15 protein-coding genes are annotated in these 16,582 nt (G+C 45.7%); 8 read left to right on the plus strand and 7 right to left on the minus strand.

Features of this window, described 5'->3' with window-relative positions; all coding sequences use genetic code 11:
- Positions 1-5: 5 nt before the first annotated feature.
- Complete coding sequence (locus ICN33_RS00575; protein ID WP_216193546.1) at positions 6-1,280, plus strand: NAD(P)/FAD-dependent oxidoreductase; 1,275 nt, start codon at positions 6-8, stop codon at positions 1,278-1,280.
- Between the two features lie 70 nt (positions 1,281-1,350).
- On the opposite strand, the gene ICN33_RS00580 is transcribed toward ICN33_RS00575, so the two are convergent.
- Together ICN33_RS00580 and ICN33_RS00585 are read right to left on the minus strand one after the other, a co-directional pair.
- Positions 1,351-2,679 (minus strand): DUF3422 domain-containing protein, encoded by a 1,329-nt coding sequence (locus ICN33_RS00580; protein WP_216193548.1) that lies wholly within the window; start codon positions 2,677-2,679, stop codon positions 1,351-1,353.
- Positions 2,680-2,747: 68 nt separating this feature from the next.
- Complete coding sequence (locus ICN33_RS00585) at positions 2,748-4,160, minus strand: TAXI family TRAP transporter solute-binding subunit (RefSeq protein WP_216193549.1); 1,413 nt, start codon at positions 4,158-4,160, stop codon at positions 2,748-2,750.
- A gap of 92 nt (positions 4,161-4,252) precedes the next feature.
- On the opposite strand from ICN33_RS00585, the gene ICN33_RS00590 reads away from it, so the two are divergent.
- From ICN33_RS00590 to ICN33_RS00605, 4 genes are all read left to right on the plus strand, one after another.
- A complete protein-coding gene (locus ICN33_RS00590) occupies positions 4,253-4,954 on the plus strand; it encodes a pirin family protein (RefSeq protein ID WP_216193551.1) in 702 nt (233 codons plus the stop codon).
- Positions 4,955-5,007: 53 nt separating this feature from the next.
- Positions 5,008-6,555 carry a UxaA family hydrolase gene (locus ICN33_RS00595; RefSeq protein WP_216193553.1) on the plus strand — a complete coding sequence of 516 codons (1,548 nt, stop codon included), beginning with the start codon at positions 5,008-5,010 and terminating at the stop codon, positions 6,553-6,555.
- A gap of 61 nt (positions 6,556-6,616) precedes the next feature.
- Positions 6,617-7,597 (plus strand): DnaJ C-terminal domain-containing protein, encoded by a 981-nt coding sequence (locus ICN33_RS00600; protein ID WP_216193555.1) that lies wholly within the window; start codon positions 6,617-6,619, stop codon positions 7,595-7,597.
- A gap of 5 nt (positions 7,598-7,602) precedes the next feature.
- Positions 7,603-7,911 (plus strand): chaperone modulator CbpM, encoded by a 309-nt coding sequence (locus ICN33_RS00605; RefSeq protein WP_216193557.1) that lies wholly within the window; start codon positions 7,603-7,605, stop codon positions 7,909-7,911.
- A 9-nt stretch (positions 7,912-7,920) separates the two neighbouring features.
- On the opposite strand, the gene ICN33_RS00610 is transcribed toward ICN33_RS00605, so the two are convergent.
- Positions 7,921-9,861: an ATP-binding cassette domain-containing protein gene (locus ICN33_RS00610; RefSeq protein ID WP_216193559.1), complete on the minus strand. Its 1,941-nt coding sequence runs from the start codon at positions 9,859-9,861 to the stop codon at positions 7,921-7,923.
- 67 nt (positions 9,862-9,928) lie between these two features.
- Between ICN33_RS00610 and ICN33_RS00615 the strand changes: the two genes are divergently transcribed.
- A complete protein-coding gene (locus ICN33_RS00615; RefSeq protein WP_216193560.1) occupies positions 9,929-10,525 on the plus strand; it encodes an ATP-binding protein in 597 nt (198 codons plus the stop codon).
- Between the two features lie 69 nt (positions 10,526-10,594).
- On the opposite strand, the gene ICN33_RS00620 is transcribed toward ICN33_RS00615, so the two are convergent.
- From ICN33_RS00620 to ICN33_RS00630, 3 genes are all read right to left on the minus strand, one after another.
- The gene (locus ICN33_RS00620; RefSeq protein WP_216193562.1) at positions 10,595-11,260 is read right to left on the minus strand and encodes an OmpW family protein; all 666 of its coding nucleotides are present in this window, start codon (positions 11,258-11,260) and stop codon (positions 10,595-10,597) included.
- 169 nt (positions 11,261-11,429) lie between these two features.
- Positions 11,430-12,845 (minus strand): oxygen-independent coproporphyrinogen III oxidase, encoded by a 1,416-nt coding sequence (gene hemN / locus ICN33_RS00625; RefSeq protein ID WP_216193564.1) that lies wholly within the window; start codon positions 12,843-12,845, stop codon positions 11,430-11,432.
- An 18-nt stretch (positions 12,846-12,863) separates the two neighbouring features.
- The gene (locus tag ICN33_RS00630; RefSeq protein WP_216193567.1) at positions 12,864-14,477 is read right to left on the minus strand and encodes an NAD(P)/FAD-dependent oxidoreductase; all 1,614 of its coding nucleotides are present in this window, start codon (positions 14,475-14,477) and stop codon (positions 12,864-12,866) included.
- Positions 14,478-14,597: 120 nt separating this feature from the next.
- Between ICN33_RS00630 and ICN33_RS00635 the strand changes: the two genes are divergently transcribed.
- A complete protein-coding gene (locus ICN33_RS00635) occupies positions 14,598-15,140 on the plus strand; it encodes a YaeQ family protein (protein ID WP_216193569.1) in 543 nt (180 codons plus the stop codon).
- A 24-nt stretch (positions 15,141-15,164) separates the two neighbouring features.
- On the plus strand, positions 15,165-15,581 hold the full coding sequence (locus ICN33_RS00640) for a putative toxin-antitoxin system toxin component, PIN family (RefSeq protein ID WP_216193570.1): 417 nt from the start codon (positions 15,165-15,167) through the stop codon (positions 15,579-15,581).
- Here ICN33_RS00640 and ICN33_RS00645 read toward each other — a convergent pair.
- Positions 15,576-16,574: an LLM class flavin-dependent oxidoreductase gene (locus ICN33_RS00645; RefSeq protein WP_216193572.1), complete on the minus strand. Its 999-nt coding sequence runs from the start codon at positions 16,572-16,574 to the stop codon at positions 15,576-15,578. The two genes, ICN33_RS00640 and ICN33_RS00645, sit on opposite strands and share 6 nt — an antisense overlap.
- Positions 16,575-16,582: the final 8 nt, after the last annotated feature.

The following is a 16,582-nucleotide window of genomic DNA, read 5'->3' on the forward strand; positions in this document are numbered from 1 at the left end:
ACATCATGGATCGTCGACACTTTATTGGGAACAGCGCAGCTGCCCTCGGCTTACTAGCCGGCTTCTCAGGCCAAGCTAAAGCCAGCTTACCGAAAGCAGAAATACTTGTCATTGGTGGCGGGTACGGGGGTGCTACTGCAGCTAAATATTTACGTCTGTTTTCTAACAACACCGCTCAGGTGACTTTGATTGAACCAAACCCCACCTTTATTTCCTGCCCACTCTCAAACTTAGTTGTGGGTGGCTCACGCACCTTATCTGAACTTACCAGTTCTTATGACAACCTTAGCAAACGCCATGGGATCAAGATTATTCAAGATAGCGTGGCTAGCATGGATCCCGATAAGAAAACAGTCAAGCTCGCCTCTGGAAAAACCTTGCGCTATGACAAGGCAATTGTTTCTCCCGGTGTAACTTTGATGATGAACAGCATCGAAGGCTTATCTCAAGCCAATAAAGCAGGCGTTACTCTGCAGGCCTGGAAAGCAGGTCCTGAAACTACTGCCTTACATAAGCAACTTGCCTCTATGCGGGATGGCGGCACCTTTGCCATCAGCATTCCGGAAGCGCCATATCGCTGCCCTCCTGGCCCCTATGAGCGTGCCTGCCAAGTAGCAAATTATCTAAAGCAGAACAAACCAAAATCAAAGGTTCTGATTTTGGATGCCAACCAAGATGTCACATCTAAAGGTGCGCTGTTTAAAAAAGTATGGGCAGAGCAGTATCCAGGAATGATTGAGTATTTACCAAAATACAATGTCACTGCTGTAGATGCAAAAACAAAAACCATCAAATTTGAAGTGCAAGATGACATCAAGGCAGATGTATTAAATCTTCTGCCCGCAATGAGCGCTGGTGAGATTGCCGTTAAAACTGGCTTAGCAAATTCCAATGGCCGCTGGGTGAATGTCAATTTCCTAAATTTTGAATCCACTGCGCAGAAGGATATTCATGTCTTAGGAGATTCAATTCAAGTCGCCTATGCAATGCCTAAATCGGGACATATGGCTAACCAGCACGCCAAAGTTGCTGCTGCTGCCATCGTGGCAGAACTCAGCGGCTGGGAAGTGAACCCTGCTCCAGTGCTAACCAATACCTGCTACAGCTTTGTGAATGACCGGGAAGTTGTTCACGTCGCTAGCGTCCATCAATACAACGCCACTGAGAAAACCTTCAAGCCTGTTCCGGGATCGGGAGGACTATCTCCTGCCCCTTCCACCCTAGAAGGCGTCTATGCCTGGGGTTGGGCCCACAACATTTGGGCTGATAGTTTGGGCTAAAGTCTTTGCGCTCAATAAAAAGAGGCTCTTGGGCCTCTTTTTATTTACACCAATTTCCAAGTCACGATGATTACCGATGCCGCCTACGTCGACTGATCACCACGAAAATAATAGCAATTAAGGGGGCTGCTACGGCAGCAATAATCTCTGGGTGGATATCAAGCCCAGCTTCTTTGCCACCTTTAACGATATATGCCAATAAACCAACCGCATAATAAGTTAAGACCAATACCGACAAACTTTCAACCGTCTCTTGTAGTCTAAGCTGCAATCTAGCCCGTTGATCCATGCTAGCTAGTAATTTTTGCGTTTGCTCCTCATTCACAAACTCAATACGCGTTCTGAGGGTTTGCGTGGTCCTAGAAATACGGTCAGATAATTCTCGCAAACGTCGTTGCGTCCAGATACAAGTTCCCATGGCAGGTTGAAAACGCCGATCCATAAACTCAGATAATGTTTGCACCCCTGGAATTGATGACTCACTTAACTCCAGCAAATTTTTTGACAGGAGCTGACTATAGGCCTCTGATGCAGTAAATCGAAGTCCGTATCCTGATATCCATTGTTCAATGCGAGAGGCCAAACGAGAAAGCTCTTCTAGAAAAATCCCGTCATTTTTAGTATTCACACCTGACTCTGCCTGAAGCTGAGATATCTTTTCAGATAGAGCGGCTAATTCAGACTCTGCCTCCCTTAAGGGTAGGGAAAGACTTTTAGCCACAGGAAATGAAACCATGGCAACCATGCGGTAAGTTTCAGCCTCCGCCAGTGCCCTAGCTACCCGCCCTAACTGCCTTGATCCCAATAAGTCATGGGGCATAAAAAAGGAGATAAACCCATCTTGATCTAGCTGAAGGTCAGTCCATAACTGAGCCCTTTTACTAGAGAGGATATAGCTACCCAAAACGGTATTGCCGTTAAAAATTTCAGACACTTCTTGTGCATCAGAAATCAGTGGTCGATGCTCAAATACCAAATCTAAGGCAGAAATTCTTTGCCCGCCAGCTTCAGAAATCGTTGAGCAACCCAAGCTCTTGAATAGCGAATCTAATTCACGCTCAATTTCCAATCTCGACTTTAGTAAAGGCTCGTTAGTCTTTTGCTTGTTATGAACAATTACCGCAATGGTTGCAAATTCCCCATGCAGCTCCCACTTCACCAAAACCCTCTCCGGTTCTGGAGCTAAAGTCAGAGTCATAAAAGAGTGGTCGTCTCGATTAGGGGTGCACCCTAATGCACTGCTAAGCCTTTGAACCCACTGTAACTGCTGTTTACGAGCACTAGCATCCAATAGAAAGGATTGTGATATCACTCTTTCATTTGGCCATAGTGGAATTGGAGGTCGAGCATGAACTTCTTCATGCAAGATTAATCTAGAAGGATGATCGTAAGGTCTCATAAAAGGATATTAATCTTTCAATTCATTTAGATCATATACCCAAGCCATATTCAACCAAGGCAATGAATTTAATAAGGTTTATTGGTATTTATATCCTCAGATTGATAGGGGTGCATCCCCCTATTTAAGCAATTACGCACATAGTCAATGCTAGTGCGCAAGGAATAGTAATCGCTGGAGAGACGTCTTGAGATCTGGATATTTAAGGCTTGGAACTCTAGAAGATCTAACTTCTTCAGATATTCATCCCTCATGTTGGGGTTAAAGTTTGTAAGCCACTCTTGCTCATACCCTCTTAAAGTCCCGTACAGTCGGGTAATCTTGTTTTGCATACGCCTTGCACGAAAACTAGGCAAAGCTTGCAAGATAGGATAAGCAAGAATACAGAATGGCAGCAATATGAAAACAAGTCGATTAATGAATTCTGCCAACCAGAATGGCACATAATTTGATAAGAGCGGATATCGATTATTTTCATAGTGCACTGCTATAGGACTATCTGGCAAGACCGAATCCTTGAAGGAGGGAAACTCACCACGCTCTGCAAAGAATGATCCACGTCCATTGATTTCACGAGCAGCCTCTAGGAATAAAAATTGAATTGCTGGATGCATGCGATCATCTACTAATAAATTCGTAGTAGTAGCAAGTAACTTTATATCTTGAGGTGGGAAATTTCGGTTCAGATCAAATGAGCCTTGGGGTACTTGCAAAATATGCATATACGGAATGATTTTGGCATAAGCCTCTGCACGCTTAAAGGTAACTAAATGAATAGCCGGATCATTTAGCAAGGTCTGAACATTTGGAGCGTCATAGGCGTCAACGATAAAAGTACCATCAATCGCCCCGTCTTTCAAAGCCTTTACTGCCTCTGCCCCTGGCAAATTCACAAAGTGGGGAAGATGCTCAAATCCGGATACCTCCAAAATCTTCATTGCTTGCGCATAGGTACCGCTGCCCTTAATGCCAACAGAGATTGTTTTGGAGGTAAAGTATTTGAAGTCGCCTCTATGCGCCTCTAAATCACCATTCTTCACTTCTGGGCCACGATAAAAAAACCAGACTGGATCGTAAGCAATCGCACCAAGAGATTGAACCCCCTTTATATCGCTGCCGTGAACGATTCCTGCCTGAACAAAAGCAGCCTGCACAGGATCATTACGATCAACTAGGTGATCGATATTTTCTTGGGCACCCAAAGTGCTAACGAGTTCTAGAGTGACGCCCTTCTTTGCAAAATATTCGGCATATTTTTTTCCAAGCGCCTCGTATGAGCCACCAGCTGATCCAGTGGCTAATTGAACGCGACTTGGAGGTGGTGGATCTGCATACCACCAGATACCCATTAGGATCAATAACAAGAGAATGAGGAGTGGCCATGCTTCTTGTAAAAATTGGGTAAAGTCAGCCCACTTCTCCTGAACAGTCTCAGAAATACCCAAGTACGTCTCTTGAAGGTCTTGTTTAAAGCTTCCCATGCGCTACCGATCAGCAAAGTTCATTAACACCAATAATAATGATAATGTGCTTATTCTGATTCCTTTAATGCACTTTTGAATACCCTGAAAACATGATAACCCTTAGAAAATCCCAGGAACGCGGCTATGCCGATCATGGCTGGCTTAAAAGCTTTCACTCCTTTTCATTTGCCGGCTACCATGACCCTCGCTTTATGGGTTGGGGGAACCTGCGCGTCATTAACGAGGATCGGGTGGCTGCTGGAATGGGTTTTGGCAAGCACAGCCATCGCAATATGGAGATTATTAGTTACGTACTGTCTGGAGAGCTGGCACACGAAGATAGCATAGGAAATGTCAAAGGAATCCCGCCAGGAGATGTCCAACGCATGAGCGCAGGTAGCGGAGTAACTCATAGTGAGTTCAATCATGCTAAAGATCAAACAACCCATTTTTTACAAATCTGGATAGAGCCTAATGTTTCCGAGATTGATCCTAGCTACGAACAACAATCTATCCCTGAAATAGAAAAAGATGGCAAGTTGCGCATCATCGCATCCCCAACTGGGGGTGATGGTGCCGTGAAAATTCACGCTGATGCAACCATATATGCTGGACTTTTTAATGGGACTCAAACTGCCACAGTACAGCTTGACCCAAAACGAAAAGCCTATGCTCACCTCATTCGCGGAGCCATCACGATCAATGGTCAAAAATTGGCTGCTGGAGATGCCCTTCTCATTGAGAATGAAACCAAGCTAGAAATCAATAATGGCGTAGATGCAGAAGTGCTGATTTTTGACTTGAGTCATTAATTATTTCCTAGCTTAAGCATACGATCTGGCATCACCCTTAAATCTTAAAGCTCATGATTGAAACTTCTGGCAAGAAACTAGCCGGTCCGATTATTCGACTGCATCCAAATGACAATATCGTAGTTGCTCGAGTGGACATTGGTATTGGCGCCGAAGTTCCTAGCGAGAATTTCACGAGCCGCAGCCAAGTACCTGCAGGTTACAAAATTGCCGCCAAGAAAATTCTTAAGGGTGAGCCCATCCTAAAATATAACGTGACGGTGGGTTTTGCTAATACCGATATTGATGCGGGAACGATGGTGCATAGTCACAATACTGAGTTCAGAGAGTTTGATCGTGACTATGCTTACGCGAGCGAATACAAACCAACCGAACTCTTACCCGAATTAGAGCGCGCCACCTTTCAGGGATATGTTCGAGCCAATGGAAAAGTTGGCACGCGTAATTTCATTGGCATTCTTTCCACAGTGAACTGCTCAGCAACAGTAGTGAACAGGATTGCGGATTGGTTTACACCAGAACGACTGAAAGAATTTCCCAATATCGATGGTGTGGTGGCATTTAGCCATGACATCGGTTGTGGCATGGAAATGAGTGGCGAACCTATGGAACTACTGCGCCGTACTATGGCAGGCTATGCTCGCCACCCTAACCTTGCTGCGGCGCTGATTGTTGGATTAGGCTGTGAACGCAATCAACTCAAAGGTTTGATGGAGCAGGAAGACCTAGTTGAAGGAAATACTCTGCATACCTTCATCATGCAAGAATCCGGCGGCACACGCAAAACCATTGAGGCTGGCATAGAGGCTGTTAAGGCACTGCTTCCAGCAGCAAACAAAGTAAAACGTGAAACGGTTGCTGCAAGTCACTTATGTGTTGGCTTGCAATGTGGGGGATCTGACGGCTTTTCATCAATCACCGCTAACCCCGCCTTAGGAGCGGCGATCGATATTTTGTCCCGCCATGGTGGTACGGGAATTCTTTCAGAGACACCGGAGATTTATGGGGTTGAACACACCCTGACCCGTCGAGCAGTAAATAAAACGGTAGGTGAAAAACTCATTAAGCGGATTCGCTGGTGGAAAGATGAATACTCCGTTGGCAGAGATGTACAAATTAATGGGCAAGTAAGTCCCGGCAATCAAATTGGTGGCTTAGCCAATATTTTTGAAAAATCCCTTGGATCTTCCATGAAGGGTGGGACAGGCCCTCTGATGGAGGTCTATCAATATGCTGAGCCCGTAAGTACCAAAGGCTTTGTGTTCATGGACACCCCAGGATTTGACCCCGTATCAGCAACCGGCCAAATCGCCGGGGGCGCCAATCTGATCGCCTTCACTACAGGCCGCGGCTCCATGTTTGGCTCCAAGCCAGCGCCTTGTATCAAGCTAGCCACTAATACGCCGATGTATCAACGCCTTACAGAGGATATGGACATTAATTGCGGAGAGATTTTGGATGGCACAGTCTCCGTCCAGGAGATGGGACAGCAGATATTTGAGTTATTCCTCCGCACCGCCTCTGGCGAACCTTCCAAAAGCGAACTCCTTGGTCTAGGAGACTATGAATTTGTTCCCTGGCAAATTGGGGTAATGAGCTAAGAGAACTGTAGAATTAATCCTATTAGCTCAACCCAGACTGAAACGAAACTGAAACAGGCTTATGAAATTTAGGGATTACTACGAAACACTCGGTGTTGCTCGCGGCGCTACTGAAGCTGAGATTAAATCAGCCTATCGCAAAATGGCCCGCAAATTCCATCCAGACGTAAACAAAGAATCTGGCGCTGAAGAGCAGTTCAAGCAAATCGGCGAAGCTTATGCCGTTTTAAAAGATACCGAGAAACGCGCAGCCTACGATCGATTTGGCGAGAACTGGAAAAACGGTCAAGACTTTACCCCTCCCCCAAATTGGAATGAAGGCTTTGAATATTCCGATGGTGGATTTGGCGGTGGTCACCCAGGTTATGGCGGTGGGTTTGAGGGTGATCAAAGCGAATTCTTTGAATCTCTATTTGGCAGAGGCAAACATCGCCAAGGTGGACGCAGTGGTAATGCTCGACAGGGCATGAACTTCAAAGGACAAGATCATCATGCCAAAATTTTGATTGATCTGGCTGATGCTTATAACGGTGCCAAGCGTACGATTGCACTGCATATGCCTACGCAAGATGCGAATGGTCATGTCAGTACACAAGAGCGCAAATTAGATGTGAGCATTCCTAAGGGCATTAAGTCTGGACAAAATCTGCGACTCTCTGGACAAGGTGGTCCTGGTGTTGGTGAAGGTCCTGCTGGCGACCTTTATCTAGAAATTGATTTCCACCCTAACCCCATTTATCGTATTGAAGGAAAGGATGTCTTCATTGATATTCCTTTAGCACCTTGGGAGGCTGCTCTGGGAACAACAGTCAATGTTCCCACTCCAGCAGGCAGCACTTTGGAATTAAAGATTCCAGCAGGCACATTAGCGGGTCGCAAAATGCGACTCAAAGGTAAAGGTATTCCCAGTGCGGAACCTGGCGATCTTTATGTTGTCCCTACTATCGCTTTACCACCAGCCGATACTGATGCCCATAAAGAAGCCTATCAAACCTTTGAGAAAGCTTTTGATTTCAACCCCAGAACTCACTTGAAGGGATGATCGAGATGACACAAACCAATATCACTTGGATTGAAGGCAGCGTCGTAGAGAATGAAGTTCATATGACGATTGTGGAACTCTCTCACGCCTCGCGCACGCCGGAAGATCTCATCATGACCTGGGTTTCAGAAGGAGTGCTCAGTCCAGTTGGATCATCGCCAGAAGATTGGCGCTTTAGTGGTGATTCCTTGAGAAGAGCGAAAACTGCAGCGCACCTGACACATGATCTTGAGTTAAATGTACCTGGCGTTGCACTCGCACTAGACCTACTCGATGAAATTGCCCAGTTGCGCGCCCGCCTACCGCGCAACTAGACTTTTACATTAAGATTCTGAACGACTTAAAAGCTGCTCCCAACGTTGCAGCTTTTGATCTAATTGAGCAGTAATTTCGCTTAGGCGGGCTTGCATACTTGCCGCCAACTCAGGTTCATTTTTATACAAATCTGGGTTGCTCATGGCAATACCAATATCAGCCTGCTCTGTTTCCAGGACTTCAATCTGCAATGGCAAAGCCTCTAGCTCCTGACGTTCCTTGCCATTAAGCTTTTGAACGCCGTTCTTGGTTGCTGGCTTGTCTTCCTTCTTAGCCTCAGACTTCACTTCAGCCTTTACCTCTGCTTTAGGTTCGGATTTTTCTATCGACTTTGGATTAGCATTCGCGGCGCGAATTTTATCTGAGCGTGCCTTCTGGATTTTCCAATCCTCGTAACCGCCTTCGTATTCACGCCAGAAACCATCACCCTCATTCGCAATAATGCTCGTGACAACGTTATCCAAGAAATAGCGATCATGGCTTACGAGGAAAACAGTACCCTTGTAATCTTGCAAAAGTTGCTCGAGCAAATCTAAGGTATCAATATCCAAGTCATTTGTTGGCTCATCCAAGACTAAAACGTTTGCTGGGCGCGCAAACAAGCGAGCCAACAGTAAACGATTGCGCTCTCCGCCGGAAAGCGTACTCACAGGAGAATTTGTTCTCTCAGGAGCAAATAAGAAATCACTCAAATAACTCTTCACATGCTTTTTATTGCCGTTGATTTCTATCCATTCGCTGCCAGGACTAATGTAATCTTCCAATGAGGCATTGAGATCTAACCCTTCACGCATTTGATCAAAGTAAGCTACTTCAATACGAGTGCCCATAGTTGCAGTGCCAGAGTCCGGAGCAATCGTACCCAGTATTAATTTGAGTAAGGTTGTCTTACCTGCACCGTTGGGGCCTAGTAGACCTACCTTATCACCGCGCAAAATCGTTGCCGTGAAATCTTTCACAATCGGACGATCATAAGTCTTGCTGACGTTTTGGAGATCGGCCACAATCTTGCCGCTACGGTCTCCAGCAGAAACTGCCAATTTCACTTGCCCCATCGCATCTCTGCGCTCGGCACGGCTACTACGTAAATTTTCTAAGCGGGCAATTCTGGCAACACTTCGAGTACGACGTGCCTCAACTCCTTTACGTATCCACACCTCTTCTTGCGCCAATAACTTATCGGCACGGGCATTGGCTAAAGATTCAGAGTTAAGCTCTTGCTCTTTCAAAACTTCATACTGAGTAAAGTTTCCGGGGTAGCTCCGTAAAATGCCGCGATCCAACTCTACAATTTGGGTGCAAACGTTATCCAAGAAGGCGCGGTCATGGGTAATCAAAATGACTGAGCCCTGATATTCCTTGAGTAACTCCTCTAACCAAGCAATTGAGTCCAAATCCAAATGGTTGGTTGGCTCATCCAACAGCAGTACGTCTGGCATCTCGACCAAAGCGCGTGCTAATGCAACCCGTTTTTTTGTGCCGCCAGAAAGTGTATTGATCTTGAGATCTGCTTCGAGATGCAGGCGATCTAAAGTTTCATGAACGCGTTGCTCCCAATTCCAGCCACTCAATGCCTCTAATTGTGACTGCACTTCGTCCAAGCGATGATGGGAGGCATCGTCCCATTCGCCAACGCTAAGAGCTTCATACTCCTCACGTAAGGCCTTAGCTTGGGCAACACCCTTGGAGACCGCCTCAAAAATAGTTTCTTCCGCTTCAAAAATAGGCTCCTGAGGAACGTAGGCAATCCTCAAGCCTTGCTGATATTGCAGCAACCCATCATCCAATTTTTCGATGCCGGCCATTATCTTCAATAAAGAAGATTTGCCAGTGCCATTACGGCCAATTAAGCCAACACGTTCACCCGATTCGAGTGAAAAAGCGGTGTTTGCGAGGAGGTCAACGTGGCCAAAAGCCAGTTTTGCATCAGTGAGTACGATTAAAGCCATGGCGACATTATCGTCACTTCCCCAAAAGAGGAGATATTTTCATCAATATCTGCGAGACTAGCTACCTATGGTTTGCAAACTAACACCCTCTGCGCCCCGCCTGATCCTCTTTGCAGGACATGCCGGTACCGGCAAATCGACTTTGGCTAAAAGGGCTCTGCCTTTGCTAATTGAAAAAACAGGGGAAGATTTTTTCTTTCTAGACAAAGACACTGCCTATGGCGCCTTTAGCGCCCATGTCATGAAACTGACGACCCAGAATCCCAATGACCGTGATAGCCCCTATTACCTCAAAAACCTTCGAGATTGGGAATACCAGGGCCTCATTGATATTGCTAGAGAGAACTTACGCCTCGGCGTGAATGTGATTTTGGTAGGTCCATTCTCTAAAGAGATTCAGAGCGGGAGAATGTTTGACCCCCAAAAGCTTGGGGTGCCTCCACAAACATCCATTCAGATTGCCTGGATTGATTTAGAGGAAACAGAAGCTAGAAAACGGATGGAAAAACGAGCCGACCCTAGGGATGAATGGAAACTTGCTCACTGGGATCAATATGCCAAACGCAGAACAGAGCCGCCAATCCATTTTGCTTTACACCGTTTTGATAACTTCTCTTTTACAGAAGTAGCGTTTACAAAGCTGATTGACGACTTGGCGCCATAACTGCGAATCAAAAAAACAAAAAAATAGGGCTCCTAAGGAGCCCCATCTCAAGACCTAAGAACTGAATTCTTAGAACTTGTAAGTCACACCAACAGCAGGCATCCATGGGTTCAATGTCAGCTTGCCAATATTGCCTGTTGCTGCCAAAGCATTTTGACCAGTTACATTGGTGCTCATTGTGGCGTACTTAACATCCAAATTAAGACCCCAGTTTTTGTCGAGCATATAGTCAGCGCCTACTTGCCCTACAAAGCCAACGCTATTTTGATCAACTGTCAAAACATTATTGTTTCCACCAACTGAGAAATTATTTCGATTGGAGAAGATTGTGTAATTAATACCAGCACCGACGTATGGCTTGAATGCGCCCAATTCTGTAAAGTGGTATTGCAGTAACAATGAAGGAGGTAATGCTGTAATGGTACCTGTTGGGCCAGAAGTTAAATTGGAGTAGATATTTACGCGCTGTGGATAAGTCAATACCAACTCAGCCGCGATGTTCTTTGTAAAGAAATAGGAAATATCAAACTCAGGAATCCATTGATTTTTAGCGCGTACGTTGTTCTGTTGAACGCCTGCGCCTGCATAGCCGCCATTTGACTGGCCATTTTGCCAAAGCAAATCCACCGCGCGCACACGCACCATCCATGGATTTTCTTCTGCTTGAGCTTGTGCTGCGATTGGGGCTAAGGATGCTACTGCAGCCATTGCTGCTACGAGTGTCTTAATACGCATGATGGTTTACCTTTTTGTTATCAATTTCGATGAGATCATTTTCGAATTGATGCAGGGGGCGCAATTTGATGTAAATCAAATTGGAAGCGCTTGGGAATTTTTTGTTTGCTAAAAAGCAACACTGTTGAAGGGCTTATTTGATCTAGATCAAATTGGCGGCGCTTTACCCTTATAGAACCTTGGAATACGTGCCTTTTGCTTGAGATTCTCTTAAGTGTCGATCAAAGGTCATGGCCACCCTTCTTGCTAAGAGGCGACCTTTGGTAGGAACGAGCATATTCTGCCCCTCCCAATCCAATAGCCCAGCTTCCTCTAGATTTTTTAACTCTTCTATCTCAATTTTAAAGTAGCTAGAAAAATCAATTTGATGTGATGTTGCAAATGCTTTGGTATCCAAGGCAAATTGACACATCAATTCACCAATAAGCTCTCGACGCAGCAGATCATCTTTGTCGAGCTGCAAACCTCGCAAGACTGGGAGATGCCTATGATCAAGCGAGTCGTAATATTCGTCCAAGGTGCGGACATTTTGAGAGTAGCAATCATCTACCTTGCCAATAGATGAAATTCCAAATGCCAGAAGATCGCACTCTGCCTGCGTCGAATAACCTTGGAAGTTGCGATGCAGTTTTCCTTCTTTTTGGGCGATTGCTAATTCATCATCAGGTTTAGCAAAATGGTCCATACCAATAAAGACATAACCAGCCTCGCCTAAGCGCGCAATGGTATTGGAGAGAATATCGAGCTTGTCTGCAGCAGCAGGTAAATCTGCCTCAGCAATCCGGCGCTGCGGCTTAAAGATATGGGGCAAATGGGCATAGTTGTAGACCGATAGGCGATCGGGGTTCATGGCCAATACTGCGTCTACGGTTTCTTTAAAGGTTTCCGGCGTTTGTTTTGGTAGGCCGTAGATTAAATCCACGCTTCTGGATTTAAATCCATACTTTCTGGACCAATCCATTACCGCTTGAGTTTCTTCAATCGTTTGGACCCGATGCACAGCCTCTTGAACTGCTAAGTTGAAGTCTTGTACTCCTAAGCTAATGCGATTAAAGCCCAAGTCCGCTAAGAGGGCAATATCTTGCTCAGTAACACGCCTTGGATCAATCTCAATGGAATACTCGCCGCCAGGCAAAAGCTCAAAATGCTCGCGGGTGTGATGCATCAACTCCGTCATCTCATCATGCGACAGAAAGGTTGGTGTACCACCACCCCAATGCAATTGCGTCACTGGAATCTTTTTCTGAGCACCCATAGCCTGGGTAACCATCGCCATCTCTTTTGCTAGGTACTTTATGTATTTGGCACTACGTCCATGATCTTTTGTGATGATCTTGTTGCAACCACAGTAGTAGCAAATATTGGGACAAAACGGTAAATGAAAATATAGGGAAAGAGGCTCATTGGCTTTCGCCACTCTATTGAGAGCCCCTAAATAGTCGACCTCAGAAAAATCACTATGAAAACGATCGGCGCTTGGGTAGGAGGTATATCGCGGTCCATTGATATCAAACTTTTTCAATAGCTCTGGATGGAATAAGACTTCTTTTTCCTCGGCTGATGAATTCGTTGCTACTGGGTTCATGAAGATCTTCAGTGATATTTACTTTGACAGAAAGTCTAGCGCAACCGCTTCTGCTACTTTAATCCCATCGACACCGGCAGACAAGATACCGCCCGCATAGCCAGCGCCCTCGCCAGCTGGATATAGCCCTTTGATATTCAGGCTCTGATAATTAGGACCTCGAGTAATCCGCAAAGGAGAGGATGTGCGTGTCTCTACACCGGTTAATACGGCATCCTTCATAGAAAAGCCTTTAATTTGCTTTTCAAAGGCTGGGATCGCCTCCCGAATTGCCTCGATAGCATAAGCAGGCAAACTTTCTGCCAGGTCTGTTAAATGAACGCCCGGCCTATAGGATGGGATAACACTGCCAAATTGCGTAGACGGTCTTCCCTCTAGAAAATCACCAATGAGTTGACCTGGCGCTTCATAAGTTCTACCGCCCAATTCGAAAGCCTTGGACTCTATTGCCCTCTGAAACTCAATTCCAGCTAGTGGGCTACCAGGGTAATCTTCCGGGGTAATACCAACTACGATACCTGCATTAGCATTTCGTTCGTTACGAGAATATTGACTCATGCCATTCGTCACTACTCGGTTTGGTTCGGAGGTGGCAGCAACTACTGTTCCACCAGGGCACATGCAAAAGCTATAGACAGAGCGGCCATTTTTAGCGTGATGCACCAGTTTATAATCAGCTGCGCCAATTAACTCGTTGCCGGCATGAGGGCCAAGGCGCGCTTTGTCGATTAGTGACTGTGGATGTTCAATGCGAAAGCCTACTGAAAAAGGTTTAGCTTCCATAAAGACCCCAGCGTGATGCAATGCTTCGAAAGTATCGCGCGCGCTATGCCCAAGAGCCAAGATCACATGGCTAGCAGATAAGTCGGGCTGGCCTTCTATTTTGACCCCAGTAATGTGCTCATTCTCGATATCAAAGCCAATCACCTTTTGTGAAAACCGAATCTCGCCACCTAGATCAATAATTTCTTGACGCATCTTCTCAACTACGCCTACCAAGCGGAAGGTGCCAATATGAGGTTTGGCTACATAGGTAATTTCTTCTGGCGCACCAGCTTTGACGAACTCATTGATAACCTTGCGGCCATAAAACTTAGAATCCTTAATCTGGCTATACAACTTACCATCTGAAAACGTACCAGCCCCACCCTCACCAAACTGCACATTGGATTCTGGGTTCAATACATTTTTACGCCATAAACCCCAAGTATCTTGAGTACGTTCACGTACTTTTTTGCCACGCTCAAGAACAATGGGTTTAAAGCCCATTTGTGCCAATACAAGTGCAGCAAAAATGCCGCATGGTCCAAACCCAACGACAACCGGGCGCATTGCCTTGCCACTATTAATTGATTCAGGAGCTTTTGCTACGAAGTGGTAGCTTGTATCTGGAGATGGTCTTACATGAATATCGCCTGCGAATTTCTTGAGGAGGTCATCCTCATTTTTTACTGATAAATCGACTGTGTAAATAAACGAAAGAGCGACATTTTTTCTGGCGTCGTAGCTACGCTTAAAGACCACGAAGGTTATTAAGTCCTTAGGGTCTAAATTGAGGCGCTTCAAGATCGCCATCTCCAAGGCTTCAGGAGCGTGGTCAATTGGCAGACGTAATTCAGTAATACGGATCATGAGTTTTACGATACACAGTAATTTGAGGCATTTCTAGGCTCAGCAAGAGCCACAAGCCAAATAATACTGGTTATGAGATCACTCAGACCAAGAGTTGGCTCATAAAGGCGATAATGGGTCATGGCTCTACGCGCAACTATTCACAAAGCCGACCTTCATGTCGCAGATTCTGACCGTCATTACTATGGCAGCCACTCCCTAACTATCGCCAAACATCCCTCAGAAACTGAGCAGCGGATGATGATCCGCATTATTGCCTTTGCATTACAGGCGCAAGAAGACTTGGTGTTTACAAAAGGTTTGAGTGATACCGATGAACCAGATCTCTGGATTAAAGATCTCACTGACGCAATTAAGCTATGGATTGAGATCGGCCAGCCTGATGAACGCCGTATTCTGAAAGCCTGTGGTCGCTCAGATCAAGTGATTGTCTATTGCTATGGTGGACACACCAGCAAAATCTGGTGGGATGGCATTGCAAACAAGCTTACTCGCGCGCGCAACTTACAAGTAGTTTCAATTCCAGCCGAACAGGCTGAAGAACTGAATAAGTTGGTCGAGCGAAGCATGGTGATTCATGTCAACATTCAAGATGGTGAGGTCTACGTATCCTCTGATCATGGGCAAGTCACCATTACCCCTGAGATTTGGCGCAGCAGTTAATCATTAGTAAATAGGTTTTAAGAAATGCAAACGATTGTTTTTGATACCAATGTCTTGCTAGATCTCTTTGTCTTTAATGACTTTAGGGCGCTTCATTTAAAGCAAGTGCTGATCGAAGGCAATATTGAGGCCTTGGCCACTCAAAGCACACTAGAAGAATTTGCCGACGTCATTGCGCGTCCCTTATTTTCCTTGGATGAAGCACAACAAGGGCTAACCCTCAATAAATGGCTGAGTCTTGCCAAGGTGTTTGATGATCAAAGCCTTATAAAGGCACCTTGGGTATGCCAAGACCCGGACGATCAAGTCTTTCTAGATCTTGCCTATACAGTAAAGCCCTGCATCTTAATCAGCAAAGACAATGAAGTCTTACGATTTGCGAATCAATCCGCCAAAGAACAAGTTCTGATTACTGCAGATTACAACGTCCTATCTCTATAGACTTTTGGCGGCCTGCGCTGCAATCTCAAACGATCTTAGGCGCGCTTGATGATCAAAAATTTGTCCTGTAAAGATGAGCTCATTGGCGCCGGTGAGGTCTAACCAATGAAGCATACCCTTTTGAATCGTTTCTAGCGAACCAACTACTGAGACCTGCAAGGTATGTTCTGCAGCAGCTTGCTCATGAGGCTCACAAAATTCATTGATGTCAGTAATTGGAGGCGGTAACTGCCCTCGTGTATTGCGACGCATTCTGACAACATTCTGTTGCAGCGTAGTAAATAGATGCTGAGCTTCTTCATCGGTGTCTGCAGCCACTACATTCATCACAAATGCAGAATAAGGTTTAGCTTGTTGTGCTGAAGGCTTAAATAGCTCACGGTAAATCTTCATCGCCTCCAATAATTGCTCTGGAGCAAAGTGTGAAGCAAAAGCATAAGGCAAACCAAAATGTGCTGCCAATTGGGCGCCATAGAGACTTGAACCCAGAATCCAAATAGGTACATTAGTACCGATACCCGGGATTGCTTTTACGGCCTGCCCTTCTTGAAGAGGGCCAAAATAATGTTGCAACTCACGAACATCTTGAGGAAAGCGATCATCGCTCCCTAGTAAATCTCGGCGCAACGCCCTCGCAGTCATTTGATCGGTGCCAGGCGCCCTTCCCAAGCCGAGTTCAATTCGTCCTGGGTACAAAGACTCTAAGGTGCCAAATTGCTCAGCAATGACGAGAGGGGCATGGTTAGGCAGCATTACGCCACCGGAACCCACTCGAATGTGAGAAGTGCCGCCAGCTATATAGCCTAGAAGTACTGCAGTTGCTGAGCTCGCATTACCCGTCATATTGTGATGCTCTGCTACCCAATAGCGGGTATAACCCCATTTTTCAGCATGCCTAGCCACATCCAATGAATTACGCAACGCATCGGCAGCAGTAAACCCCTGAGGGATCGGAGATATATCTAGAATGGAGTATGGGATGGAATTTGCCATCGCTAGAT

Source organism: Polynucleobacter sp. UB-Tiil-W10, from assembly GCF_018881605.1.
Classification (GTDB): domain Bacteria; phylum Pseudomonadota; class Gammaproteobacteria; order Burkholderiales; family Burkholderiaceae; genus Polynucleobacter.